General features: G+C 62.7%; 24 protein-coding genes. 11 read left to right on the top strand and 13 right to left on the bottom strand.

Annotated elements, in window-relative coordinates:
- The first annotated feature begins 126 nt into the window (after positions 1 to 126).
- Together parC and EN850_RS02290 are read left to right on the top strand one after the other, a co-directional pair.
- Positions 127 to 2,379 carry a DNA topoisomerase IV subunit A gene (parC, locus tag EN850_RS02285; protein ID WP_136090516.1) on the top strand — a complete coding sequence of 751 codons (2,253 nt, stop codon included), beginning with the start codon at positions 127 to 129 and terminating at the stop codon, positions 2,377 to 2,379.
- Positions 2,380 to 2,501: 122 nt separating this feature from the next.
- Complete coding sequence (locus EN850_RS02290) at positions 2,502 to 3,716, top strand: AI-2E family transporter (RefSeq protein WP_136090517.1); 1,215 nt, start codon at positions 2,502 to 2,504, stop codon at positions 3,714 to 3,716.
- A gap of 9 nt (positions 3,717 to 3,725) precedes the next feature.
- On the opposite strand, the gene EN850_RS02295 is transcribed toward EN850_RS02290, so the two are convergent.
- The 3 genes from EN850_RS02295 to EN850_RS02305 all read right to left on the bottom strand — a co-directional run bounded on the left by EN850_RS02295 (position 3,726) and on the right by EN850_RS02305 (position 6,126).
- Positions 3,726 to 4,622, bottom strand: coding sequence for a DMT family transporter (locus EN850_RS02295; RefSeq protein WP_136090518.1), 897 nt, complete (start codon positions 4,620 to 4,622; stop codon positions 3,726 to 3,728).
- Positions 4,623 to 4,756: 134 nt separating this feature from the next.
- Positions 4,757 to 5,515: an arginyltransferase gene (locus EN850_RS02300; RefSeq protein ID WP_015318275.1), complete on the bottom strand. Its 759-nt coding sequence runs from the start codon at positions 5,513 to 5,515 to the stop codon at positions 4,757 to 4,759.
- Positions 5,516 to 5,655: 140 nt separating this feature from the next.
- Positions 5,656 to 6,126 carry an RDD family protein gene (locus tag EN850_RS02305; RefSeq protein WP_127280407.1) on the bottom strand — a complete coding sequence of 157 codons (471 nt, stop codon included), beginning with the start codon at positions 6,124 to 6,126 and terminating at the stop codon, positions 5,656 to 5,658.
- A gap of 206 nt (positions 6,127 to 6,332) precedes the next feature.
- Here EN850_RS02305 and sthA point away from each other — a divergent pair, with 206 nt between their 5' ends.
- Positions 6,333 to 7,721, top strand: a complete 1,389-nt coding sequence (gene sthA / locus EN850_RS02310) for a Si-specific NAD(P)(+) transhydrogenase (protein WP_136090519.1) — start codon at positions 6,333 to 6,335, stop codon at positions 7,719 to 7,721.
- Positions 7,722 to 7,798: 77 nt separating this feature from the next.
- Here the strand turns inward: sthA and EN850_RS02315 are convergent, their stop codons facing one another.
- Positions 7,799 to 8,470 carry an alpha/beta hydrolase gene (locus EN850_RS02315; protein WP_136090520.1) on the bottom strand — a complete coding sequence of 224 codons (672 nt, stop codon included), beginning with the start codon at positions 8,468 to 8,470 and terminating at the stop codon, positions 7,799 to 7,801.
- Positions 8,471 to 8,670: 200 nt separating this feature from the next.
- On the opposite strand from EN850_RS02315, the gene EN850_RS02320 reads away from it, so the two are divergent.
- Positions 8,671 to 9,870 carry an OpgC family protein gene (locus tag EN850_RS02320; RefSeq protein WP_135863994.1) on the top strand — a complete coding sequence of 400 codons (1,200 nt, stop codon included), beginning with the start codon at positions 8,671 to 8,673 and terminating at the stop codon, positions 9,868 to 9,870.
- A 16-nt stretch (positions 9,871 to 9,886) separates the two neighbouring features.
- Here EN850_RS02320 and EN850_RS02325 read toward each other — a convergent pair whose 3' ends face one another.
- Positions 9,887 to 10,963, bottom strand: coding sequence for a substrate-binding domain-containing protein (locus EN850_RS02325; RefSeq protein WP_136090521.1), 1,077 nt, complete (start codon positions 10,961 to 10,963; stop codon positions 9,887 to 9,889).
- Positions 10,964 to 11,124: 161 nt separating this feature from the next.
- Between EN850_RS02325 and EN850_RS36195 the strand changes: the two genes are divergently transcribed.
- Complete coding sequence (locus EN850_RS36195; RefSeq protein WP_189343628.1) at positions 11,125 to 11,268, top strand: hypothetical protein; 144 nt, start codon at positions 11,125 to 11,127, stop codon at positions 11,266 to 11,268.
- 221 nt (positions 11,269 to 11,489) lie between these two features.
- Here the strand turns inward: EN850_RS36195 and EN850_RS02330 are convergent, their stop codons facing one another.
- Together EN850_RS02330 and EN850_RS02335 are read right to left on the bottom strand one after the other, a co-directional pair.
- Complete coding sequence (locus EN850_RS02330; RefSeq protein ID WP_136090522.1) at positions 11,490 to 11,855, bottom strand: DUF423 domain-containing protein; 366 nt, start codon at positions 11,853 to 11,855, stop codon at positions 11,490 to 11,492.
- A gap of 38 nt (positions 11,856 to 11,893) precedes the next feature.
- Positions 11,894 to 13,147 carry an MFS transporter gene (locus EN850_RS02335; RefSeq protein ID WP_136090523.1) on the bottom strand — a complete coding sequence of 418 codons (1,254 nt, stop codon included), beginning with the start codon at positions 13,145 to 13,147 and terminating at the stop codon, positions 11,894 to 11,896.
- 115 nt (positions 13,148 to 13,262) lie between these two features.
- On the opposite strand from EN850_RS02335, the gene EN850_RS02340 reads away from it, so the two are divergent.
- Positions 13,263 to 13,928, top strand: coding sequence for a GntR family transcriptional regulator (locus tag EN850_RS02340; protein ID WP_127869643.1), 666 nt, complete (start codon positions 13,263 to 13,265; stop codon positions 13,926 to 13,928).
- A gap of 101 nt (positions 13,929 to 14,029) precedes the next feature.
- A complete protein-coding gene (locus tag EN850_RS02345) occupies positions 14,030 to 14,290 on the top strand; it encodes a DUF982 domain-containing protein (protein ID WP_027146689.1) in 261 nt (86 codons plus the stop codon).
- 60 nt (positions 14,291 to 14,350) lie between these two features.
- Here the strand turns inward: EN850_RS02345 and EN850_RS02350 are convergent, their stop codons facing one another.
- Positions 14,351 to 14,503, bottom strand: coding sequence for a hypothetical protein (locus EN850_RS02350; RefSeq protein WP_127281008.1), 153 nt, complete (start codon positions 14,501 to 14,503; stop codon positions 14,351 to 14,353).
- A 198-nt stretch (positions 14,504 to 14,701) separates the two neighbouring features.
- Here EN850_RS02350 and EN850_RS02355 point away from each other — a divergent pair, with 198 nt between their 5' ends.
- Both EN850_RS02355 and EN850_RS02360 read left to right on the top strand, forming a co-directional pair.
- A complete protein-coding gene (locus EN850_RS02355; RefSeq protein ID WP_136090524.1) occupies positions 14,702 to 15,673 on the top strand; it encodes a glycosyl transferase family 90 in 972 nt (323 codons plus the stop codon).
- Positions 15,674 to 15,810: 137 nt separating this feature from the next.
- Positions 15,811 to 16,782 carry a glycosyl transferase family 90 gene (locus EN850_RS02360; RefSeq protein ID WP_136090525.1) on the top strand — a complete coding sequence of 324 codons (972 nt, stop codon included), beginning with the start codon at positions 15,811 to 15,813 and terminating at the stop codon, positions 16,780 to 16,782.
- Positions 16,783 to 16,806: 24 nt separating this feature from the next.
- Here EN850_RS02360 and EN850_RS02365 read toward each other — a convergent pair whose 3' ends face one another.
- Positions 16,807 to 17,850: an aldo/keto reductase gene (locus EN850_RS02365; protein ID WP_136090526.1), complete on the bottom strand. Its 1,044-nt coding sequence runs from the start codon at positions 17,848 to 17,850 to the stop codon at positions 16,807 to 16,809.
- Positions 17,851 to 18,131: 281 nt separating this feature from the next.
- Between EN850_RS02365 and ppk2 the strand changes: the two genes are divergently transcribed.
- Positions 18,132 to 19,052: a polyphosphate kinase 2 gene (gene ppk2, locus EN850_RS02370; protein ID WP_127280737.1), complete on the top strand. Its 921-nt coding sequence runs from the start codon at positions 18,132 to 18,134 to the stop codon at positions 19,050 to 19,052.
- Positions 19,053 to 19,123: 71 nt separating this feature from the next.
- Here the strand turns inward: ppk2 and EN850_RS02375 are convergent, their stop codons facing one another.
- From EN850_RS02375 to EN850_RS02390, 4 genes are all read right to left on the bottom strand, one after another.
- Entirely contained in the window at positions 19,124 to 19,771 is a 648-nt protein-coding gene (locus EN850_RS02375) for a dihydrofolate reductase family protein (RefSeq protein ID WP_136090527.1), read from the bottom strand.
- Positions 19,772 to 19,960: 189 nt separating this feature from the next.
- Positions 19,961 to 20,503: a glyoxalase superfamily protein gene (locus EN850_RS02380; RefSeq protein ID WP_135918741.1), complete on the bottom strand. Its 543-nt coding sequence runs from the start codon at positions 20,501 to 20,503 to the stop codon at positions 19,961 to 19,963.
- Between the two features lie 262 nt (positions 20,504 to 20,765).
- Positions 20,766 to 21,797, bottom strand: a complete 1,032-nt coding sequence (hemB, locus tag EN850_RS02385) for a porphobilinogen synthase (protein ID WP_127280910.1) — start codon at positions 21,795 to 21,797, stop codon at positions 20,766 to 20,768.
- A gap of 113 nt (positions 21,798 to 21,910) precedes the next feature.
- Positions 21,911 to 22,726, bottom strand: coding sequence for a DUF2066 domain-containing protein (locus EN850_RS02390; protein WP_136090528.1), 816 nt, complete (start codon positions 22,724 to 22,726; stop codon positions 21,911 to 21,913).
- A gap of 78 nt (positions 22,727 to 22,804) precedes the next feature.
- Here EN850_RS02390 and EN850_RS02395 point away from each other — a divergent pair, with 78 nt between their 5' ends.
- The gene (locus EN850_RS02395) at positions 22,805 to 23,383 is read left to right on the top strand and encodes an isoprenylcysteine carboxylmethyltransferase family protein (RefSeq protein ID WP_210237983.1); all 579 of its coding nucleotides are present in this window, start codon (positions 22,805 to 22,807) and stop codon (positions 23,381 to 23,383) included.
- The last annotated feature ends 51 nt before the right edge of the window (positions 23,384 to 23,434 follow it).

The following is a 23,434-nucleotide window of genomic DNA, read 5'->3' on the forward strand; positions in this document are numbered from 1 at the left end:
CATGTAACAGATTGATGTTGGGCGGCAGGCTCGACCTTGCGGGTTCCTGTTGCGGAAACGAGCGCAAATCGATTGGTCGGGTGCGCGCCTCTTGCCGCGAATCACCCGCTCGGCTAGTCCCAGCCCATGGGAAAAAGGCTTTTGCCGCCTGACAATGGCGGTGGCGATCATATCGAACCGGTCGATCTGAAGAAGGCGCTGGAAGAGCGCTATCTGGCCTATGCGCTGTCGACCATCATGCACCGGGCGCTGCCGGACGTGCGTGACGGGCTGAAGCCGGTCCATCGCCGCATCATGCACGCCATGCGCCTGCTGCGCCTCAATCCCGACCAGGGTTTTGCCAAATGCGCCCGGATCGTCGGCGAGGTGATGGGCAAGTTCCACCCGCATGGCGACCAGTCGATCTATGACGCGCTGGTGCGGCTGGCGCAGGATTTTTCGATGCGCTACCCCCTGGTCGACGGCCAGGGCAATTTCGGCAACATCGACGGCGATAACGCGGCCGCCATGCGCTACACCGAAGCGCGCATGACCGACGTGGCGACCGAATTGCTTGCCGGCATCACCGAGGACGCGGTCGACTATCGGCCGACCTACAATGAAGAGGACGAGGAGCCGGTCGTGCTCCCCGGTGCCTTCCCCAATCTCTTGGCCAACGGCTCGTCCGGCATCGCGGTCGGCATGGCGACGTCGATCCCGCCGCACAACGCGGCCGAGCTTTGCGACGCCGCACTGCATCTGATCGAGCATCGCGATGCGCCGGTGGCGAAGCTGATGGATTTCGTCCAGGGCCCGGATTTCCCGACCGGCGGCATCATCGTCGACAGCCGCGCCTCCATCCTCGAAGCCTACGAGACAGGTCGCGGCGGCTTTCGCGTGCGGTCGAAGTGGAGCCAGGAAGACCAGGGCAGGGGCACCTGGAGCATCGTTGTCACCGAAATCCCCTATGGCGTGCAGAAGGCGCGGCTGATCGAGAAGATCGCCGAGCTGTTGATGGCTCGCAAGCTGCCGCTGCTCGAGGATATCAGGGACGAAAGTGCCGAGGACATCCGCGTCGTGCTGGTGCCCAAGAGCCGTTCCGTCGACCCAGGCATCCTGATGGAATCGCTGTTCAAGCTGACCGAGCTCGAAAGCCGTTTCCCGCTCAACATGAATGTGCTGTCGCGCGGCAAGGTGCCCAATGTGCTCTCGCTGAAAGGCGTGCTGCAGGAATGGCTGGATCACCGCCGCGATGTCCTCATCCGTCGCTCGAAACATCGCCTTGGCGAGATCGAGAGGCGGCTGGAAATCCTCGCCGGCTACCTGATCGCCTATCTCAACATCGATGAGGTGATCAAGATCATTCGCGAGGAGGATGAGCCCAAACAGGTCATGATGGCCCGCTGGTCGCTCACCGACACCCAGGCCGAAGCGATCCTCAACATGCGGCTGCGCGCTTTGCGCAAGCTGGAGGAATTCGAGATCCGCAAGGAATTCGATGGCCTGACCGCCGAGAAGAAGCAGATCGAGGCGCTGCTGGCGTCCGACGCCAAGCAGTGGTCGACGATCAAGTGGGAAGTCACCCAGGTTCGCGACAAATTCGGCCCGGAGACCGAGCTCGGCAAGCGCCGCACCCAGTTCGCCGATGCGCCAGAGCACGACCTGACCGACATCGCCCACGCCATGATCGAGCGCGAGCCGGTCACCGTGGTGGTTTCGGAAAAGGGCTGGCTGCGGGCGATGAAGGGGCATCTGGCCGATCTCTCGACGCTGACCTTCAAGGAGGGCGACAGCCTCAAGCTCGCCTTCCATGCCCAGACGACCGACAAGGTGCTGGTCTTCACCACGGGCGGCAAGTTCTACACGATCGGCGCCGACCGGCTGCCGGGCGGCCGTGGCCATGGCGAGCCGATCCGCATCGTCGTCGACATGGACAATGACCAGGACATCGTCACCGCCTTCGTCCACGATCCCAAACGCAAGCTGCTGCTCGCCTCGTTCGACGCCAACGGCTTCATCGTTCCGGAGGAAGAGGTGGTCGCCAACACCCGCAAGGGCAAGCAGGTGATGAACGTCAAGGCCCCCGACGAAGCCAAGCGCTGCGTGCCGGTCGTCGGCGATCATCTCGCTATCGTCGGCGAGAACCGCAAGATGCTGGTGTTCGCGCTCTCGGAAATTCCGGAGATGGGCCGCGGCAAGGGTGTGCGGCTGCAGAAATACAAGGACGGCGGCCTTCTCGACCTCAAGCCGTTCTCGATGGAGACCGGTCTTTCCTGGCAGGATTCAGCCGACCGTACTTTCACCCGGTCGCGCGAGGAACTGGCCGAGTGGATCGGCGCGAGGGCATCGGCAGGGCGTATGGTGCCGAAAGGTTTCCCGAGGACTGGGAAGTTCGGGTGAAGCTGCCGATCTCCCCCCTCGTGGGGAGATTGGCAGCTTCACCATCACCATTTGGACTATCGTCACGATTGCTGCACTATATCGGCGCATAACTGACCGGATGGTCGGGGAGAACAGCGCGTTTGAAGGAAGCAAAGATCCAGAAACCGGAACGGCAGCAGCGCCTGTTCGGGCTGTCGACGCCGCTCCGTTCGGCTGTCATCCCGCCGCTGTCGGCGGCGCGCTGGTTGTTGGTGCTGATCGTCGCCGCCGGCGTCTATTTCTTCCACGGTTTCCTGTTCCCGGTGCTGGCGGCGCTCGTCATCGCCTTCGCCAGCTGGCCGCTCTACCGTCGCCTGCTGGTCGGCGTTGGCGGCAACCGCACCATCGCCGCCACATTTGCCATCCTGTTCATCCTCGCCTTCCTGGTCATACCGATCGCGCTCGCCGGCACCTATGCCATCAACGAGGTGCGCGAATGGGTCGGCTGGGCGATCGAGACCAACCGCCATGGTGCGGTGACGCCGCACTGGATCGCCACCATGCCTGTCGTGGGTGAGTGGCTCAACGAGCAGTGGACGACCAATCTCGGCCATCCCGGCGGCATCGGCGAACTGATCCAGCTGGTCAGCGGCGCCAATATCGGCAGCATCTACCGAGGCGCGCTCGCCGCCGGCGGCAGCGCTTTCAGCCTCTTTCTGACGCTGCTGTTCATGATGATCGCCCTGTTTTTCGCCTATCGTGATGGCGAGAATTTCGCCGGCCAGATCGACCGCCTCGGCGAACGCATCCTGCCGACCCGCTGGGAGCGGATCTCGCGCGTCGTGCCGGCGACCATTTCCTCGACCGTGACCGGCATGACCGTGATTGCCATCGGCGAGGGCCTGGTGCTGGGTGTCGCCTACTGGCTGGCCGGGGTGCCGTCACCTGTGACGCTGGGCGCGCTGACCGGCGTGATGGCGCTCATCCCCGGCGGGGCGCCGCTGTCCTTCACGCTGGTGTCGATCTACCTCGCGGCCAGCGGCTCGCCGATGGCCGGCCTGGCGCTGTTCATATGGGGGACGGTCGAGCTGTTCATCGTCGACAAGACCTTGCGACCGAAGCTCGTCGGCGGACCGATAAAACTGCCCTTCCTGCCGACCTTTTTCGGCCTGATCGGCGGCGTCAAGACCATGGGTTTTCTCGGCCTGTTCATCGGTCCGGTGCTGATGGCGCTGCTGGTCGCGATCTGGCGCGAGTGGCTGCGCGAGGTGGAACTGGCCGATGAGACGGCGGCCGGATCGGTCGCCGAGATCGAGGCCGGTCGGCGGATCGAGGTCCTGCCCGAACCAGGCACCGCGAAGAAGGCCAGCGCCTGACCTCGAACCCTACGCCGGATGATGCACCGCAAGGTCGCCGCGACGCTTACGTCCATCATGCAGCTGCCAGAGCGAATGGGCGACCAGCGTGACGATCAGGATGCCGCCGCCGATCAGGCTGTTGCGGGTCGGCGTCTCGGCGAAGATCATCCACACCCAGATCGGCGCCAGCACCGTTTCGAGCAGGTAGAACATCGCCACTTCCGGTCCTGAAATGTACTTCGGCCCGGCGGCGAGGCAGAAGAACGAGATCGGCATGATGACGGCGCCGTTGAAGATGATCCACCATGGCGCGTTCACGTGGAAGCCTTCGCCTGTCACCATGAAGGCGGCCAGCCCAAGCGGCAGAAGGACGCCGATGAGCGAGGTGAATCCCATATCCTTGCCGCTGGCGCGCGAGATGGTGATGGCGACCGCGATGAAGAAGGCCGAGCAGAGCGCCATGAAGTCGCCGAACAGCTTGCCGGTGCCGACCGAACCGCCGACGATGACCAGCACGCCGAGGATCATCACCAGCATGGCCACGATGGTCACCGTCCGCGGTCTTTCCCGCAGGAATATCCACGACAGAAGCGCCGCGAACACGGTGTTGAAGGCGAGGATGAACACCAGATCGGCGGTCGAGGTGTGGAAGACCGCAGTGACGAAGGTGATCGAGGTCAGCCCATAGCATATCGCCACGATCAGCCCGTCCCAACCGGGGATGAGCGGCGGTGCATTGCGGCTCAGCGCACGCCAGACCGACCAGATGATCATCGCGGCGATGAAAGTGGTTCCGGTGCGCAGCAAAAGGATCGTCCACGCGCCGCCATCCGCAAGGCGGATCAACGGTATGTCGACAGTCAGTATCAGTCCGCCGATGGCGGTTATCAAAAGGCCCTTCTGGTGATCGTGGTGAGAGGACATGCAGGAACTTTCGCAATTGAATTGCAGGCGGTGGCCGATCGGCGCAAGCGCGCACTCTCTCCAACCGAGCGGCTGAAAGACCAGCATCCCCTGCCTTGAAACAGTTTAAGCGTGGATCGTGGGAAAACTCAGCGTCAGACCGCTTCGTTTGTATAGCGCTCCCAGCCTTTCGGGCCGAGATGCTCCTGCGGCATGAAGCGCATCTTATAGTTCATCTTGCGCGAACCATTGACCCAGTAGCCAAGGTAGACATGGGGCAGTCCCATCGCCTTGGCACGGGCGATATGGTCGAGGATCATGAACGTGCCGAGTGAGCGGCTTTCGAAATCGGGATTGAAATAGGAATAGACCATCGACAGGCCGTCGGCCATCTTGTCGGTGAGCGCCACCGCGATGAGTTCGCCCTGACCCTTGCCGGTGATGAAGGTATCGGGGCCGCGCCGCCGGTATTCGATCACCTTGGTGTCGACATGCGTATCCTCGACCATCATGGCGTAGTCGAGCACCGTCATGTCGGACATGCCGCCGCGGCGGTGGCGGGCATCGAGATAGCCGCGAAACAGCGAATATTGTTCGGTCGAGGGCTCGGCATTGTGCATGGCGCCGACGAGATCGGAATTGTGCTGCAGCACGCGCTTCATGTTGCGGCTGGCGGTGAACTCCTGGGCCAGGATGCGCACGGATACACAGGCGCGGCAGGTCTCGCAGGCTGGCCTGTAGGCGATGTTCTGCGAGCGCCGGAAGCCGCCTTGGGTGAGCAGGTCGTTCATTTCCGAGGCCTTGTCGCCGACCAGATGTGTGAACACCTTCCGCTCGAACTGGCCGTCGAGGTAGGGGCACGGCGACGGCGCGGTCAGGAAGAACTGCGGCGACTGGGTCGGATGCTGCGTCATCGAGCCTTGGAAACACTCCTTCGAATCGCTCTACCTTTGGCTCGGGCGGCGAAAAATTCAACAGGATTGTGAAGGTGTGGTTGCCTGAACACCTTCACATTTGCGCTCAAGGGGCTGCGACTTCTCTTGAGGGCCGGTTTTTAGCGGCCGGTGCGGCTGACCACGGTGCCGAGCAAAAGATCGTGCAGCGTGCGCTTGCGGTCCGAGAATAGCGTCACCAGCAGGACCAGCGGCGACAGGATGACGTTGCCGGCCCAGAACAATACGGAATGGACGACCGCGGTGAGGCCGTCGATCGGCCTGCCGTCGAGACGATCGAGGCGGATGCCCATCATCTTCATGCCCGTGGTGGCCTGGTCGGCGCTGCCCAGCGTGTTCCAGATGTAGAGGATGGCGACTGCCGGCACCAGGACGCCGAACAGCATCCAGCCAAGACCGAGGGTCAAAAGCCCGAGGAAGAACACCAGGATGGCGAACGGAATGGTGAGCAGGGCAACCATGATATAGTCGAGCACGAAGGCCAGGATGCGCCTTGTGCGCACGCCTTCATAAGCCCTGACATCGTCGAGCCGGGTGTTGATGATTTCGCCGTCGAGAACGCGAGCGTTCATGTCATTTCCTCGTAACAGGGTCCGACATAGGGTGCGGACCGCTCGATGATGAAATGGTGAAGGCTCGCCGCGGAATCAAGATTGGGCCTTTCGCCGGCTCGCACGGCGGAGCCAGACGGCCGACAGTCCGAATCGGTTGAATTCGCGGCTCGGATGGCGTTAGCTTGTTGCGGCGCAACAAAATGGGCGCCGAGGGACGGGGACATATGGATTACGACATGCTGGTCATCGGCAGCGGCCCCTCGGGCCGCCGCGCGGCGGTGCAATCGGCCAAACTCGGCAAATCGGTGCTGGTGGTCGACCGCGGCCGGCGTCTTGGCGGCGTCTCGGTGCACACCGGCACCATTCCCTCGAAAACGCTGCGCGAAACGGTGCTCAATCTCTCGGGCTGGCGCGAGCGCGGCTTTTATGGACGCGGCTACCGGGTCAAGCAGGACATCTCGGTCGGCGACCTGATCGAGCGCCTGCACAAGACGCTCGACCACGAGGTCGAGGTGCTGCAACACCAGTTCATGCGCAACACGGTCAAAAGTGCGCGCGCGGCGGTGAAATTTCTCGGCCCCAACAAGGTCAGCCTGACATCGGACAATGGCGACTATAGCGAAGTCGGCTTCGCCAATGCGCTGATCGCCGTCGGCACCAGGCCGCATCGGCCGCGCGACGTGCCCTTCGACAAGACCCGTGTCTTCGACAGCGACGAGATGCTTGAACTCGACCGACTGCCGCGCACACTGACGGTGATCGGCGCCGGCGTCATCGGCGTCGAATACGCCACGATCTTTTCCGCGCTCGACGTACCGGTGACGCTGGTCGAGCCGCGCAACTCCATCCTCGATTTCGTCGACCGCGAGATCGTCGACGATTTCATCCACCAGATGCGCGACCGTGGCATGACGATAAGGCTGGGCAGCGCGGTCAAGGAAATACGCTCCAAGCCGGAAGCCGCCGAGGTGGAACTGGCCGACGGCCGTACCATTCGTTCGGAGGTCCTGCTCTACGCCGCTGGCCGCACAGGCAATGTCGGCAGCCTTGGCCTCGACGTGGTCGGCATCGAGGCCGACTCCAGGGGCCGCATCAAGGTCGATCCGCAGACGTTTCAGACCAGCGTGCCCAATATCTACGCCGCCGGCGACGTCATCGGCTTTCCGAGCCTTGCCTCCACCTCGATGGAGCAGGGCCGGGTGGCTGCCTGTCATGCCTTCGGCGTGTCATTGCCGCCGCCGCCGGAGACGTTCCCCTATGGCATCTACGCGGTGCCGGAGATTTCCACCGTCGGCCAGTCCGAGGAGCAAGTGCGCGAGAGCGGCGCCGCCTATGAGGTCGGCGTCGCGCGCTTTCGCGAGACATCGCGCGGCCACATCATGGGCGTCAACACCGGCTTCCTGAAGCTGCTGTTCTCGATCGAGACGCGGCGCCTGCTCGGCGCGCACATCGTCGGCGAGGGCGCCACCGAACTCATTCACATCGGCCAGGCGGTGATCAATCTCGGCGGCACGGTCGACTTCTTCGTCAACAACACCTTCAACTACCCAACGCTGGCCGAGGCCTACAAGATCGCCGGGCTGGATGCCTGGAACCGGATGGGGCGGGGGTAAGCTACCCCTCCATCTGGGCGAGCAAAGCCAGCATCACGTCGGCTGATGGCATCGGCAGCACCGCCTGCCCTGATTGCCTATCGTGATGGCGCGCGCGTCCACGCCAATCCCGGCAGCCATTGCCCGACGATCGCGGCGTCCGGCTCGCCGATTTCGTGGCCCGATGGAACAATCCGGGCGTCGATCTCGGTGCCGTGCCGGCTGAGCAGCGTCACCAGCGCCGGCGCGAAAGACCCGTAGGTCTCGTCGGCGGCGCCGGCAATGATCAGCGTTCGTGTTCCCGCAAGGTCCGTCGCCGGGACCTTGTCGAGCACCGGCATCGGTCTCAACAGCGCAGCGCTGCGGACGATGCCGGGATGGAGCAGCATCAGGCTCGAAACCAGATTGGCGCCGTTCGAATAGCCAAGGAATGTCGCGTGATCGAGATCAAGCCCATGGCGCGCGACGGCTTCGTTTGCGAAGGCCGCGAAGGCGGTGGTTTCGACATGGATGCTTTCCTGGTCGAAAGTGGTCGGCGTGATTCGCTCGAACCAGCGAAAACCGTCCTCCTGGGGGACACGGCCACGCACCGCGATCAGGACGGCATCGGGCGCCATGCGTCTCGCCAGCGGCACCATGCTTGTCTCGTCGACGCCCGATCCATGCAGCAGGAACAGGCACTCACGGCTCTTTTCGCCGGCGCGGAGGAGACGATACGGAAAGGCTAGGTCCAGCGTTAGCCGGCCGCCTTCGACATTATCGCCAGTCATCTCGCATCCCTTTGATTATATGAGGTTCCGCTCAATTTGCCGGCTTCAAAACGCAATATTTTCATGCTCCGCGAAAGTTGATTGAACCAGGCGCATTCCAGCCCGTTTCTGCGCCGATACACTCCTGTGGGAGGAATCGAAGCGGTGCGTCGGGGGTCGCATTGCTGGACATGAACAACCAGCTTTGAGGCCTTTTGTCGATGACTACCCCTGTTTTGCCGGATCGCAATTTGCGTATCCCCGAACGCGACACGCGTATCGATGTACTGCGCGCGCTGGCCCTGCTCACGATCTTCATCGACCATGTGCCGGGCACGGCTTTCGAGGCGCTGACCTACAAGAATTTCGGTTTCTCGGACGCGGCCGAGGCATTCGTGCTGATTTCCGGCATCTCGGTCGCGCTCGCCTACGGCACGAAGTTCCGCCCGGGTGGCCGGCTTCTCGCGACCTTGAAGATGTGGCGGCGGGCGGGCGTGCTCTATGTCGCCCATATCGTCACGACGATGGTGGTGATGGCCCTGTTCTGCGCCGTGGCGGTGTTTGCCAAGCGGCCGGAACTGGTGAAGCTGATCAACATAGAGCCGCTGATGAAGAACCCGCCGCAAGTGCTGGTCGGCATCGTCACGCTCGGCCACCAGCTCGGCTACAACAACATCCTGCCGGTCTATGCAGCACTACTATTGATGGCGCCGGCCTTCGTCCTGTTCGTCAGCTACCGGCCCGTCGCGGCCCTTGTCGCATCCGGCACGTTGTGGCTCGTTGCAGGAATCTGGCAGATCGCGCCGCCCAATTATCCCGAGCCCGGTTTCTGGTTCCTCAACCCGCTGTCCTGGCAGTTCCTGTTCAACATCGGTCTTGTCGCCATGCTGCATGTCAGGCGCGGTGGTGTCATTCCGGTCAACCGCTGGCTGGTCGGCGCGGCCGCCGCCTATGTGCTGGCGGCGCTGGTCTGGGTGCACAGCCCGCTCTGGGGGCAGATAACCTGGTTCAACCTGCCGGTGGTGATCGGCGGCTTCGACAAGACCTTCCTGTCGCTGCCGCGGCTGCTGCACATCCTGGCGGTCAGCTACCTCGTCGTCGCTCTGCCGGCGCTCTCCAGCCTGTTCCGCACCAGCCCTGATCATCCGCTGGCGATACTGGGCAAACGATCGCTGCCGGTCTTCATCGCCGGCACGGTCATCGCCATGGTCGCTCAGGTGATGAAGCTGATCAATCCAGGCGGGTTCGTCTATGACAGCCTGCTGATATCGGCCGGCATCGCCATGCAGTTCGCGCTCGCCTTCTATCTCGAATGGCTGTCGACCATCGGCGGCTCGGCCAAGGCCCGCACGGCCCAAAAGGATCCCGCGCCGGTCCGTGCGCCTTTGGGCCTCTCCGCCATGGCAAGAGCCAACCGATAGGCGGTTCGGCGGCGATTCAAGCGCGGGGCGGACCCGACGAGCCCCGCACGATCAGTTCGACCGGCAGTTGATGCCTGCTGACCGGCCCATCGCTCTCCAGGATCGCCCTGACGGCAAGGCGGCCTATCTCGGCAATCGGCTGGGCGATCGTGGTCAATGGCGGCTTGGACACCGCTGCCTCCGGAACATCGTCGAACCCGACGACGGAAACATCGTCGGGCACGTTGAGCCCGCGTGCGCTCAGCCATTCGAGCGCCACCAGGGCCATTCTGTCCGACATGGCAAGGATGGCGGTGGGCGGCGCGTCGGAGGCGAAGATGGTTTCGAGCCCCGCCTTCGTGCTCGCCACGTCGTTGGCGGTCTCGTAGACGGGCACTTTGGATATATCGACGCCAACCCGCGAAAGCTCCCGGAGATAGCCCGTGAGGCGGTTGCGCGTCCCTGCATAGGTAGCGGCCCGGACCTGTTCGGCCGAAACAATGCCCGTTCGGTCGTCGGCGAAGGGCAGCGCCAGGACCGCGAAGCGGCGATGTCCAAGATCGGTGAGATGGCGGGCCGCCATGCCGGCGCCGGCGATGTTGTCGACACCGATCGCGGCGACCGACCCGTCCTCGGAATCGAGGTCGAGCGCGACGAAGGGGAGCTTGCGCTCGCGTGCCAGTTCCACCAGGCGCGAACCGCCCTCGATGCAGAAGACGATGAAGCCGTCGACCAGCGCGCTCTGGATGTTCCAGGCAAGCTGTTCGTTGTTGGCGGCCGAAACCAGTGAGATGCCGGCTCCGGTCGCATCGCAAGCCTGTGAGATGCCCGCCATCATGACGCGCGCAAACGGATCGTCGAAGAAATAGGAGAGGGGCTCGGCGGTGGCAACGCCAATGGCGTTGACCTTGCCGGCCCGTAGCAGCCGGCCCTTTGGGTCGGGCCCGCCATACCCCATGGCCTCGGCGGCTGCGCGAACCCGTTCGCGGACTTCCTGGCGCACGATCTCGGGCCGGCTGAATACATTGGACGCGGTGCCGTGCGAAACCCCGGCGGCCTTGGCGATATCGGCCAGCCGGACGGGTCGTCGATTGCCTGCGGTAAGTGACGCCATTTGCGCGGGTCTCCTGACATGCATTTAGCACGTTCTTGGGCCGCATCTAGCACTTTCGTTGGATCGATTCAAATTTTGCTTGACCGTCGCCAATGAAAGGCCTATCTTTGAATCGATCCAAAGTGGCGGATTTGGCCTGTTAATTGACCTCGGAGGGAATGATGCATCCCATCAACTATCTGTTCGAAGACATCTACCGCAACGACTGGAATATCGGGTCGGCGACCAACAGCCAGAAGCGCCGCGACAGAACCAGTCCGTGGATTCGCGACTTGCGCTTCCTCGTAGGGCGCAAGCGGAGCTGATCGGCATTGCCCTTTTTGTGCTTGCGATTGGATCGATTCAATTGGAAAGAGAAAAACATGCACCCCATCCAGCATCTGTTCGAAGACATTTACCGCAACTACTGGGGTATCTCGCCCGCCGCCGAGCGGCCAGAGTCCAGACGCCTGAAGAGGCCGGCCGCGCGCAATCGTGATCTGCTGATCCGACCCGAACGTCGGCGCTAATCCTGCTGGCTTGAACCTCAGGAACGTGGGCGAGCCAGCGCAGAAATTGCTATTGCCAGCCAGCCGACGATGAGCAAGGTGCCGCCGATTGGCGCCGACATCGGAAACAGTCTCGATCCCAGGAAATCGCGGGCGAGAAGATCGCCCGCGAAAAGCACGAGACCGACGAGCAGGACCAGGATGGCCATTCGCAGCCAGCGGTTCGCGCCGACAAGGCCAATGGCGAGAAACACCGGCGCATGCATCAGGAGGAACGAGGCGGCCGTGCCGGTGAAAGCGCCGCCACGGTGCGCCGCCGCTGCCGACAGCGCCACGCCCGCGGCGCCGACGAGGCCGCCGGCAAGCACGAGGAGGCGGCTGCCGTTTGGATCGGCGAGGTTCATGGTCGGCGTGCTCCTTCTTTTTGCAGGTCGGCCAAGCGTCAGGGCTTGCCCGCTTCCAGCGCCATATGCCGCGTCCGCCGGGACTGGACAATCCAGTTGTAGACGGCACCGAGGGCCATCAGCACCGATGTGCCGAGAAACACCGACGGCATGCCGAAATGGCCGCCGACAAAACCGCCGGCCAGCGGTCCCGCGACCTGCCCGACATACTGCGCCGAGATCGCCAGGCCAAGCACGTTGCCGCCAACGCCGTCGGGGATATTGTGCCTGATGACACTGGTGATGCAGGGCAGGAGACCGCCCAACGCCAGGCCCATCAGGAAACGCAGGCCGATAAGCTGCCAGCTGTTGGTGACAAAAGCCTGCGGGATGAGCAGCAGCGCCGAGACGGCCAGCGCTCCCACGACAACGTTCCAGTGTCCGATCCGGTCCGCGAGCTTGCCGAGCCAGGATGCCGACAGGATGGTGCCGAGCGCGGCCACCGACATCACGACGCCGGCGACGAGCGTCACCCGGCCCTGGTCCTCGATGAGCTGCTGCACATAGACGGTGATGATCGGCTCGATCGACATTGTGGCGAAGGCGAGCAGCATGCCGGTGGTCAGCATGGCCACGACCGGGCGCTTGTCCGGGATCTGAGACCAACCGCTTTTCGGCTTTGCCGCCGGCGCGGCCTCGGCCGGCCTTGGGCGCGGGCTCTCCTTGATGAGGAACGTCGTCGCCAGGAAGGCGAGGAAGATCACGCCGCCCGACAACAGGAAGGTGGCGCGAATGCCGATTACCGGCGGCAGCACGCCGCCGAGCAGCGGGCCGACCAGCGAGCCCGCCGTGATACCCGCCGACAGGACGCCAAGCGCCCAGCCGGAGCGCTCCTTCGGCGTCTGCATGGCCACCAATATGGTTGAACCCGAGGAATAGCCGCCGGCGAAGCCGATCAGCAGGCGCAGCAGAACCAATTGCCAGACCGTCTCGACCATGCCCGTCAGCGACATGCAGATCGCCATGCCGAAGGAGGCGCGGACCAGCATCACCTTGCGGCCGTAGCGGTCGCCCAGGCGTCCCCACAGCGGCGCGACCATTGCCGCGGCGAAGAAGGTGGCCCCATAGGCGATGCCGGACCACTGCACGATGGCCGCATGACCCTGTGCGCCGAGCTGTTCGACATAGAGTGGCAGGAAGGGCAAGAGCAGGGTCATGGCGATGAGCGTGCTGAACGAGCCCGCGAAACAGACGGCAAGATTGCGCCGCCAGTGAATGTTGTAGCCGCTCTGCCGCGTGTCTTCCTGTGTCATGTCCTGCCTGCCCGGTGTCGGCGCTTGTTGCGGATACCATTTTGGGATACCAATCTGGTATCCGTCATGAACTTCAAGCCCGCCGCTGTCAATGCGGCTTCGGAAAGGACGCGCGATGTCGCAGATGCAGAATGTCGAACGGCAGCTTCGCGAGATGATCCTGGCTCTCGAGGTCGGGCCGGGAGAGCGGCTGACCGAACGCTGGATCGAAGGCCGTTTCGGCGCCTCGCGCACGCCGGTCAGGGCGGCACTTCTGCGGCTGGAGACCGAGGGGCTGGTCGGCAGGGACGGGCGCGGCTGGACGGTCTCGCCCATCAACCTGGCCGAGCTCGAGCAGATCGCGGTCTATCGCGAGGCGGTCGAGGTAGCCGCGCTGCGGCTGACGTGCGGGCAAGCCGACAAGAGCGCGATCGATGTCATCGAGGCGATGCTCGATTCCTGCGACGAAAATACCCCGCGCGAGGAATGGCATCGTGTCGGCATGGATTTTCACATCGAGCTGGCGCGGCTCTCCGGCAACGAATTCCTGTTCCGGGCGGTTCGTGACGCCATGACGCGGCTGTCGCGCGCCCGCTGGCTGGAAGTGCGTGACGAAACGGCCCTTGGCCGTGCCTGGCTCGAACATCGCGCCATCCTTGCCGCGACACGCCTTGGCCAGGCCGATGAAGCCACGCGGCTGCTGTCGGCCCACATCGTCGGCAGCCGTGACCGGTTGGTGACGTCGCTTGCCAACGACCGACGTGGCCTTCGCGCCAGGGGATTTGCTGTCGTCGCCGCCTAGTGCGGTCGATGCAGGGCAGCATTCGCCGGAAAACAGGCCGCATCTGACGTGAAGAGCACTTTCGGCCTCGCTTCAAGCAAGCCGATGGCGTAAGAGCGGCAATGGAAAACAATCGGTTTGAAACACCCGTGACCGTCAAGTCCGTCACGGCGGGAAGCACTCAGCTCTTGCGTTCGGCAAGGGAAGCTTCCGATTACCTGCTCAACAGCTGGCCCGGCAAGCGCAGCGCCAAGCATCGTGCGGCGCTGCAGGCCTGCCACGACGCACTCGCCGGCGACAAGCCGGCCATGAATGCCCGACGCGCTTTCATCGCCGCGGCGCGGGAGGTGGATGTTTTCATCAGTGACAAGGCGCCAGCCTGACCTAGGCTGATACCGACAATTCGGATTGAGGCACGGCCCGCATTCGCGGGCCGCATGCCGTTACTCCTCGGTTTTGGTCTCCGTCTCGGTCTCGGTCTCGGGCTTCGAACGTTCGCGGGCGGCAACCTTGGCGGCCAGCTTTTCAGCCTTCTTGGCCGCTTTCTGGCGGTCACGCTCCTTGCGTTCCTGATCGTAGTTGGGTGCTCGCGCCATATCGGCTCCTTTTATCACTGCCTTGCGGCCCTGAACCTGCCTAGGAGCATTAGCCGTCAAACACAACAGCTGAAGCGACAATGCCTGGGTGCTTGCTGGAAGAGATGCGGGGGCTTGCCAGATGGGCGCCACAATGATGTAGGAAATGCGGGGCGCCAATGAATTGAGAGCTGCCTGTTTGTTTTGATCAAGTGACCGATGGCCACAATTTCGCGGACCGCCGCAAGAGTTTTCTATTATGCGAGAAACGTCGTGCGCGATGTCGCTCCGCAAACGCTGTTTCGCGCAAGGCTGGCCGGCCGGCTCGAAAGGGCGAGGCTTTCCGGTGAGGCGGCGCGCCGCAGGCTGAATTACTACAACAAGCTGCAGGATTGTTTCGCGCCAAGCGCCAATGCCAAGCGCATCAGCAAGCTGCCGTTCACGCCCACCATGTACTATTACGACCTGAAGGAATTCGCCCGCTATTTCGATCCGGATTTGTTCATCGACCTCGAATTCGGCGACGTCAGGAACGTGCCTAAGGTGCCCGCTATCGTCAAGGATCGGCCAATCTGCGATGACGACCGGAACGCCGTCATCATGAAGCTCGACAAGTTTCGTCACTTCCAGATGCCGGCTGACGCTATTGCGTTCGCCGACAAGCTGCCGACCGTGGTCTGGCGCGGCGATCTCAACAACCCGATCAGGACAAGATTCCTCAAGGCAGTGCGCGACCTGCCGTTCTGCGATGCCGGCTCGCACAAGCCGAACGCGCCGGCCGAATACGCCAAGCCTTTTCTCAGCATCAGCCAGCACCAGCGCTACCGCTACATCGTCTCGCTCGAAGGCAATGATGTAGCGACCAACCTCAAATGGATCATGAACTCGAAGTCGCTTTGCCTGATGCCACCGCCGACTTATGAGACATGGTTCGCGGAGCGGCAGCTCGAAGCCAATGTGCACTATGTGCCGCTCGAGGCGGATTTCTCGAACCTTGCGGACCATGTGGCCTATTTCGAGCGGAATCCGGCCAAGGCGGAGCGCATCATCGCCGCCGCGAATGCCTATTGCCGGACATTCGACGACGAGCGGACCGAACAGGCGATCTCTCTGCTGGTGCTCTACAAATACTTCGTGCTCTCGGGCCAGATCAAACCTGATGCCGAGGTGTGGCGCTACATAACGGGCTAGTTGCCGGGCACCTCGTCTCGGCCGGCTGCCACGTGTTCGGGCAGCGCTGGATTGCGTGGCCCAATCATGCGATCATGCCGAGGGAACCGTCCCGGCCGTCATTTGTTTAATCGCGTTTATCTCTGATCAAAAGAACGATGGCCACCATAAAACGAACGACCGCAAAGGTCTTTTACTACGCGCGAAACGTGATCCGCGATATCGCACCCCAGGCGATCTTCCGACGACGGTTGGCGGGCCGCCTGGAACAGGCCAGGCTCTCGGATGAGGCCGTGCGCCGACGGCTGAATCACTACAACAAGCTGCAGGACGCTTTTACGCCAAGCGCGGATGCCGTGCGTATCGACCAGCTGCCTTTTGAACCGAGCATGTACTATTACGACTTGAAGGAATTTGCCCGCTATTTCGATCCGTCACTGCTCATCGACCTGAAGTTCGGCGACGTAAAAGGCGTGCCCGAGCTGCCGACGCTCGTCAAGGACCGGCCGATCCGCGCCGACAACGGCAACGCCGTCGTCATGAAGTTCAATAAGTTCCGCCATTTTCACATGCCCACCGACGCCGTCGTCTTCACCGACAAACGCCCGGCTGTGGTCTGGCGCGGCGACCTCAACAATCCGATCCGGACACGGTTCCTGGATGTCGCGCGCGACTTGCCGTTCTGCGACGTCGGTTCGCACAAGCGCAATGCACCGGTTGCGTACAGCAAGCCCTTCCTCAGCATCAGCCAGCACCTGCGCTATCGCTACATCGTCTCGTTGGAGGGCAATGACGTGGCGACCAACCTCAAATGGATCATGAACTCCAACTCGCTCTGTCTGATGCCGCCGCCGACCTACGAGACATGGTTTGGCGAGAGCCAGCTCGAGGCTGGAGTCCACTATGCGCCGCTCGACCCGGACTTCTCCGATCTCCGTGAAAAGGTAGGTTATTTCGAACGGCATCCGGCCGCGGCGGAGCGCATCATCGCCACGGCCAATGCCTACTGCCGCAAATTTTCCAATGAACTGGACGAGCAGGCGATCTCCCTGCTCGTCCTCTACAAATATTTCGTGCTCGGCGGCCAGATCGAACCCGATCCCGAACTCTGGCGGTTCATCGAGAGCTAGCTCTCGCTCTCGACCTGACGCTGATCAGATATCGCTGCGGTCGAGAACCAGATCGGCGGGGCCGAAGCGATCCTTCGCTGTCAGTTGCTGATGCCAGTAGGGGTAGAGCAGGGGCGGCCGGCTTACGGCGTCGAGACGCTGGCGTTCCTCGGTGCCGAGCTCCAGGGCGGCGGCCGCGAGATTGTCCTTCAGCTGGACGTCATTGCGGGCGCCGATCACCAGCGAGGAGACGGCAGGGCGGCCGAGCAGCCAGGCGAGCGCCACCTGTGCCGCCGAAACACCACGATCCCTGCCGATCTCGACCAGCACATCGACGATCCGCCAGAGCCGGTCCTCGTCGCGGATCGGCGGCTCGGACCAGCCGGCAAGCTGGCGCGCGGTCGGGCTGTCGCGGCGGTATTTACCCGACAGCAGGCCGCCGGCGAGCGGGCTCCAGACCAGCACGCCCAGCCCCTGGTCGACCGAGATCGGCAGCAGTTCGTACTCGGCCTCGCGCGCTTCCAGCGTATAGTGGATCTGCTGGGTGACGAAGCGTTGCTGGTGGCGGCTGTCGCTGATGGAAAGCGCCTTCATCACTTGCCAGCCCGAATAGTTGGAGCAGCCGATGTAGCGCACCTTGCCCTGGCTGACCAAAGTGTCGAGCGCGGCAACGGTTTCCTCGAGCGGGGTGAGGCCGTCCCACTGGTGGACGAAATAGATGTCGATGACATCGGTCTTCAATCGCTTCAGGCTTCTCTCGCATTCACGGATCAGATGATGGCGCGACAGGCCCTCGTCGTTCGGGCCCTTGCCGATCCGCATCCGGGCCTTGGACCCGATCAGCACGTCGTTCTTGCGCTTGCCGCCGAGCGCTTCGCCTATGATCTCTTCCGACAGGCCGTTCGAATAGACATTCGCGGTGTCGATGAGGTTGATGCCGGCGTCGATGCACATGTCGATCATCCGCTTTGCTTCGGCGAGATCGCTGTTGCCGACCGCGGCGAAAGGCCCGGCGCCGCCGAAGGTCATTGTGCCAAGCGTCAGTGTCGAAACCTTCAGGCCGGAACGGCCAAGGGTGCGGTATTCCATGTCAGATCCTCACGATTTTGTTGAAGAGGCGTGCCCCCAAGGGCAGGCCTGGAACGCGACCGGGGATTTGTAGGACAATTCGGTCGGCTTGTCGCCATGCGATGACGCCGATCGATCATGCGTCGCGAAATTTGCACCGGCGGCAAATCGCGCCCGGGCTGCAATAAAACCGTCACCGCCGGCCTATATTGAAGTCGGCTCAGGTGTTTCCATTCCCGGCGGCTGGCAGCAATTTGGGGACACCCCAGGGAACCGACAGGCTTGCAAGCGGAGCAGTTGATATGACCGAGCTAAGACAGAATTCCCCTGCCAAGGACTGGCTTGAAGCCGAACTCGCCGACACGCTCGACGAAGATTATGAACTCGAATTGTCGGAACCGGCGCTGTCGATGGAGATCGCCAAGATCTACAAGAACTCGCATCCGCCTTCGATCGATCGCATGCAGTATTTTCGCGACTTGATCACCCTTCAGTCCGAATTGATCAAGCTGCAATCCTGGGTCGCCTATCACAAGAAGAAACTGGTGGTGATTTTCGAGGGCCGCGATTCCGCCGGCAAGGGTGGCGTCATCAAGCGTATCACCCAGCGGCTCAATCCGCGTATCTGTCGCGTCGTGGCGCTTCCGGCGCCGACCGAACGCGAGAAGTCGCAATGGTATTTCCAGCGCTATGTCCCGCATTTGCCCGCAGGCGGCGAGATCGTGCTGTTCGACCGCTCCTGGTATAACCGCTCCGGCGTCGAGCGGGTGATGGGCTTCGCCAGCCCCGATCAGGTCGAGGAGTTTTTCCACGACGTGCCGGAGTTCGAGCGCATGCTGGTGCGCTCCGGCGTCACCGTGGTCAAATACTGGTTCTCGATCACCGATGAGGAACAGCAGATGCGCTTCCTGATGCGCATCCACGATCCGATGAAGCAGTGGAAACTGTCGCCGATGGACCTACAGTCGCGGGTGCGCTGGGAGCAGTACACCAAGGCCAAGGAAGAAACCTTCGCCCGCACCAACATTCCCGAAGCGCCATGGTACATCGTCGAGGGCAACGACAAGAAGCGGGCACGCCTGAACTGCATCGACCATCTGCTCAAGCAGCTGCCATATGAAGAGGTGCCGCACGAGGAGATCACGCTGCCGGAGCGCGTTTTCAACCCGGAATACGAACGCCAGGTCCTGCCGCGCGAGCTTTACGTGCCGGAGAAATATTGAGTGACCCTTCCGTCTCCCCGTCACTATACGGGGAGAAGGTGCCGGCAGGCGGATGAGGGGCGGCGCCGAGCTTAAGCCCGCTTGATAACCACGTGCGTGGCCAGCGCTGTCGCCACCTGTTCGGTGCACGTGTAGCCAAGCTTGGGCATGTCGAGGCCAGCAAAAAGGTTCTCGCCCCGGCCAAGCAGCACCGGCGAAATCGCCAGGTGCATCTCGTCGATCAGCCTCTCCTGGAGATATTGGCGGATCGTATCGACGCCGCCGCCGACCCGCACGTCCTTGCCGCCAGCCGCCGATCTCGCCTGCTCGAGCGCCGAATGGATGCCGTCGGTGACGAAATGGAAAATCGTGCCCCCTTCCATGGTGATAGACGCCCGCTTGTGGTGCGTCAGCACGAAAACCGGCACATGGTAGGGCGGGTTGTCGCCCCACCAGCCCTTCCACTTGTCGTCAGGCCATTCTCCGCGGATCGGCCCGAACATGTTGCGACCCAGGATCCAGGCGCCGACATTCTCGAAGCTGCGCGCCGCGAACGCCTCGTTGGTATCGGTGGTGCCGCCATCTTGTCCGAGCACCATCTTGCGGAAGGTGCGGGTGTCGACAAACCACTTGTGCAAGGATCCTCCGCCGATGCCGAGCGGATTTTGCAGATCCTGATCAGGACCGGCGCCATAGCCGTCGAGCGAGAGGGTAAACGCGTTAACACGAAGTTTTGACATGAAGACCTCCTCGATAACCAGTTGTAATTTGCAAGTGGTTTTCTTTTAGCAAACTGATTGCGAATTGCAAGCGGTATTTTCGGATCGAAAGTATGTATCCGGACCTTTGCCGCCAGGCGATGTCGGGACTGTTTTTAGCGATCGGCCCGGACGGCCAGTGACGGCCGCCCAGGCCGCCGCGATATCAGCTCATTCGCCCGTCAGTTCCATGAAGCGGATGTGGTTGCTGAACGGGTCGATGACCTCCACCGTCAGCCGGCCGTCTTCATGCTCCAGGCCGGGATTCATGTAGCGGTACTCCTTGCCGGCAAGCTCTTTGTGGAAGTCGCGGATGCCTGCCATATAAACGACCATGTTGCCGCCAGGCGTCGCGTCGCCCGCATGTTCGGACAGGTGCAGTGCAAGGTTGCCACGCGAGACTTGGGTATAGAGAGGGGAACTTTCCCCATAGCGGTGCTCCCAGTCCACGGTGAAGCCGAGGAAGCCTAGGTAGAATTCGTGCGCCTTGGCGACGTCGAAGATGCGAACGATCGGCGCAGTTCGCTCAAAGACGATCTTGTCTTGGCCGGCAGGCGGCGCTTCGATCTTCGCCGACAGAATATTCCAGCTCGCCAGTCCAAACTGGCGCGCGACGATCTCCAGGGCGTCACTGTGGCTGATCGTCAGGTCGCGGGCGGCAAGCGCCTCCCGCATGGCTTTCGCCATGGTCTTGGCATCGCGATAGGCAAGCATGTCCGTTTCCTCGGGTCACGGCGAAGCCTTCGTCAGTGCCCGCATTGCCGACGCCTTCGCCCGACGGTGAAACGGGTCAGGGAGCATCCTCTGGAGGCGTTCGCCATACCTCTTTGTCCGAGGTGCGGGCTGCCGGCCGCCTCCGGCCGTGCGACTATCATAGCCGCGGCTGCCGGTTTTTGTCAGCGGGAATTCGAAGGAACCGCCGACCGATCGAAAGAGTGGTGACACCTACTGAAAGGCATTGCCCGGGAAGTCGGGGCTAGCCCTTCAGCATCACAGCCACTTCGGGCGCGAAATAGGTCAGGATGCCATCGCAGCCGGCACGCTTGAAGGCGAGCAGCGATTCCAGCATCGCCTTCTCGCCATCGATCCAGCCATTTGCACCCGCCGCCTTGATCATCGAATATTCGCCCGACACCTGGTAGGCGAAGGTCGGCATCTGGAATTCGTCCTTCAGCCGGCGGATGATGTCGAGATAGGGCAGGCCGGGCTTGACCATCAGCATGTCGGCGCCCTCGGCGATGTCCTGTTCGGCCTCGCGCACCGCCTCGTCCGAATTCGCGTGGTCGATATAGTAGGTCTTCTTGTCGCCCTTGAGCAGGCCGGCGGTGCCGACCGCCTCGCGATAGGGGCCGTAGAAGGCCGAGGCGAATTTGGTGGCGTAGGACATGATCGCCACGTCCTGAAAACCGTTGGCGTCGAGCGCGTCGCGGATGGCGCCGATACGGCCGTCCATCATGTCCGAAGGCGCGATGATGTCGGCACCGGCCGCCGCCTGGATGACGGCAGCCGCCGCGACCTGTTCCACGGTTTCGTCATTGACGATGATGCCGTCGCGCAGGATGCCGTCATGGCCATGGCTGGTGAACGGGTCGAGCGCGGCATCGGTGATGATGCCGATCTCGGGCACCGCGTCCTTTATCGCGCGGGTGGCGCGGTTGATGATGTTTTCCGGGTCGAGGATGTGCGAGCCTGTCTGGTCGCGCAGGCCGAGATCGACATTGGGGAAAGTGGCTAGTGCCGGAATGCCGAGCTTGGCAGCGCGTTCGGCTTCCTTGACGGCAAGGTCGACCGAAAGGCGGAAAACGCCGGGCATGGCGGCGATCGGTTCGCGGACATTTCTGCCCTCGACGACGAAGATCGGCCAGATCAGGTCGTCGACCGAAAGCCGGTTCTCCTGCACGAGCCTGCGCGACCAGTCGGCCTTGCGCATGCGGCGCAGGCGGCGGCTGCCGGTGACGTCGTCGACGCTGCGCGCGCCGGCAGGTTTTGCTGGGGTGAATTTGTTCATGGCCAAAACTCCGGATTGACGGCTTTTACCACGAGCCCCTGGTGCTGACCAATGCGACACGTTTGTGCCAGGGGTCAAAGCTGCCACAGCGCTGTCCCACCACGCCTATTGGGTCAGGGCTGCCCATTACCCGAAAGGATCTGCGCCGAGCCTCCGATGGCGACACGGAACGCCTCGTCGAAGCTGACCCCACGCACCTGCCAACGATAGGTCTTGCCGTGATCGGCCAGCCGCCAATCGGCGATCCAGCCGAATTCCTTGTCGCTCCATACGATGCTGCCGGCGAGCGCTCTGGCGCCACCGGCCTGTTTGGCCAGCCGATCGAGCCTTGCCATGTCGGCCGCGCGCAACGCTTCTTCGCTCAGGTCCCCAAGCTGCGCGGCCTTCGGAAAGACGACATGCATCAGTGTTGGACCGGTGGCATTGACGAAGGATTCGCGCATCGTCTCGCCACGCTTTTCCTCGGCCGTCAGTGCGAAATGCCGAGCGCCCTGTTCGGTCGTGAGAAAGACGGTGAGCGTCGGCCGCTCGCCAAGCCAGGGTTTGCTGCCGAGCGACGCCAGCACCTTGTCGATCACATCAGGCTTGTAGAGGCAGGTGAGGTCATGCGGCCGGTCGTGCGTGCCTTGCTCGTCATGGATCGGAATGCCCTCCAGCCGGTCATGGTAGCGAAAGCTGTCGACAAAGCTGCCGGCCTTGTCGCGCAGCGCGTCCATTTCGCGTCTGGCAAGCAGCCGCCGATCGCCCGAAACACGGACGAGGACCTTGTCGAGGCAAGTCTTGAAGCCGAGCTGGCGGTTTACCTCGCCCTGGCCGGTGACGATGGTCTGCGACTGGTAAAGCTCGTCGACCGTCGCGGCGACGGCGTCGCGAGACATGACGCAGATAACCATCAGGCCGATCGTTGCGAGACGGGAAAGTCCGGCCATGTCTTGCCGTCCGGTTGAAGGTGGCCATCTTCTAGCACTGGGCGCCAGCTTCGGCCAAGACGGAACGCGTTGCACCGAATGGCGCGGCCGGCATTGCGAGGAGCAGCCATGACCGTCGTGTGGTTCATCTATGCCGCCTGGATACTGCTCATTGTCTACCTGACTGTCCAAGCGATCGGAGTGAAACGGGATACGGAGCCGCATTTGCTGCAGAGCTTCGGCCTGATGTTGGCCATGATCGCGGCTTTCCTGCTTCCGCGTCTGCCATTCTTCGCCTTCGTCAACTTCGCGCCCGTGAACGGGATGGTCAGCAGCGTCGGCATGCTGATGACGGTTGCCGGCATGCTTTTCCTGGTCTGGGCGCGGCAAAGCCTCGGGCGTAACTGGAGCCAGACCGTTTCAGCCAAGCAGGGACATGAGCTGGTGACGTCAGGCCCGTACCGCTACGTGCGCCATCCCATGTATACGGGCGGCCTGCTCGCGGGCATCGGCTCCGCGGTCGCGCTCGGTGGCCCGTTCGTCTTTCTGCTCATTCTGCTGGGGGCGATCTTTGTGTGGCGGGTCGGCGCCGAGGACCGGCTTATGGCGCGGCAATTTCCCGATGAGTTCCCCACCTATGTGGAGCGGACCAAGGCGCTGATCCCGTTCGTATGGTAGCGCGCTTGCCGCAATTCGACCTGACTGACCTGCCTCTCTTCGCGCCCGGCA

Origin of the sequence: Mesorhizobium sp. M8A.F.Ca.ET.207.01.1.1 (genome assembly GCF_004794715.1) — a bacterium.
In the GTDB taxonomy this organism is placed as follows: domain Bacteria; phylum Pseudomonadota; class Alphaproteobacteria; order Rhizobiales; family Rhizobiaceae; genus Mesorhizobium.

What these genes read in the sequence shown, in the direction of transcription:
- EN850_RS02375 (WP_136090527.1), bottom strand. Translation starts at nt 19,771, where the DNA reads ATGTCAAAACTTCGTGTTAACGCGTTTACCCTCTCGCTCGACGGCTAT.
- ppk2 (WP_127280737.1), top strand. Translation starts at nt 18,132, where the DNA reads ATGACCGAGCTAAGACAGAATTCCCCTGCCAAGGACTGGCTTGAAGCC.
- EN850_RS36195 (WP_189343628.1), top strand. Translation starts at nt 11,125, where the DNA reads ATGCATCCCATCAACTATCTGTTCGAAGACATCTACCGCAACGACTGG.
- EN850_RS02395 (WP_210237983.1), top strand. Translation starts at nt 22,805, where the DNA reads ATGGCGCGGCCGGCATTGCGAGGAGCAGCCATGACCGTCGTGTGGTTC.
- EN850_RS02330 (WP_136090522.1), bottom strand. Translation starts at nt 11,855, where the DNA reads ATGAACCTCGCCGATCCAAACGGCAGCCGCCTCCTCGTGCTTGCCGGC.
- EN850_RS02325 (WP_136090521.1), bottom strand. Translation starts at nt 10,963, where the DNA reads ATGGCGTCACTTACCGCAGGCAATCGACGACCCGTCCGGCTGGCCGAT.
- hemB (WP_127280910.1), bottom strand. Translation starts at nt 21,797, where the DNA reads ATGAACAAATTCACCCCAGCAAAACCTGCCGGCGCGCGCAGCGTCGAC.
- EN850_RS02365 (WP_136090526.1), bottom strand. Translation starts at nt 17,850, where the DNA reads ATGGAATACCGCACCCTTGGCCGTTCCGGCCTGAAGGTTTCGACACTG.
- EN850_RS02350 (WP_127281008.1), bottom strand. Translation starts at nt 14,503, where the DNA reads ATGGCGCGAGCACCCAACTACGATCAGGAACGCAAGGAGCGTGACCGC.
- EN850_RS02355 (WP_136090524.1), top strand. Translation starts at nt 14,702, where the DNA reads ATGGCCACAATTTCGCGGACCGCCGCAAGAGTTTTCTATTATGCGAGA.
- EN850_RS02305 (WP_127280407.1), bottom strand. Translation starts at nt 6,126, where the DNA reads ATGAACGCTCGCGTTCTCGACGGCGAAATCATCAACACCCGGCTCGAC.
- sthA (WP_136090519.1), top strand. Translation starts at nt 6,333, where the DNA reads ATGGATTACGACATGCTGGTCATCGGCAGCGGCCCCTCGGGCCGCCGC.
- EN850_RS02380 (WP_135918741.1), bottom strand. Translation starts at nt 20,503, where the DNA reads ATGCTTGCCTATCGCGATGCCAAGACCATGGCGAAAGCCATGCGGGAG.
- EN850_RS02360 (WP_136090525.1), top strand. Translation starts at nt 15,811, where the DNA reads ATGGCCACCATAAAACGAACGACCGCAAAGGTCTTTTACTACGCGCGA.
- parC (WP_136090516.1), top strand. Translation starts at nt 127, where the DNA reads ATGGGAAAAAGGCTTTTGCCGCCTGACAATGGCGGTGGCGATCATATC.
- EN850_RS02295 (WP_136090518.1), bottom strand. Translation starts at nt 4,622, where the DNA reads ATGTCCTCTCACCACGATCACCAGAAGGGCCTTTTGATAACCGCCATC.
- EN850_RS02390 (WP_136090528.1), bottom strand. Translation starts at nt 22,726, where the DNA reads ATGGCCGGACTTTCCCGTCTCGCAACGATCGGCCTGATGGTTATCTGC.
- EN850_RS02300 (WP_015318275.1), bottom strand. Translation starts at nt 5,515, where the DNA reads ATGACGCAGCATCCGACCCAGTCGCCGCAGTTCTTCCTGACCGCGCCG.
- EN850_RS02315 (WP_136090520.1), bottom strand. Translation starts at nt 8,470, where the DNA reads ATGACTGGCGATAATGTCGAAGGCGGCCGGCTAACGCTGGACCTAGCC.
- EN850_RS02335 (WP_136090523.1), bottom strand. Translation starts at nt 13,147, where the DNA reads ATGACACAGGAAGACACGCGGCAGAGCGGCTACAACATTCACTGGCGG.
- EN850_RS02345 (WP_027146689.1), top strand. Translation starts at nt 14,030, where the DNA reads ATGGAAAACAATCGGTTTGAAACACCCGTGACCGTCAAGTCCGTCACG.
- EN850_RS02340 (WP_127869643.1), top strand. Translation starts at nt 13,263, where the DNA reads ATGTCGCAGATGCAGAATGTCGAACGGCAGCTTCGCGAGATGATCCTG.
- EN850_RS02320 (WP_135863994.1), top strand. Translation starts at nt 8,671, where the DNA reads ATGACTACCCCTGTTTTGCCGGATCGCAATTTGCGTATCCCCGAACGC.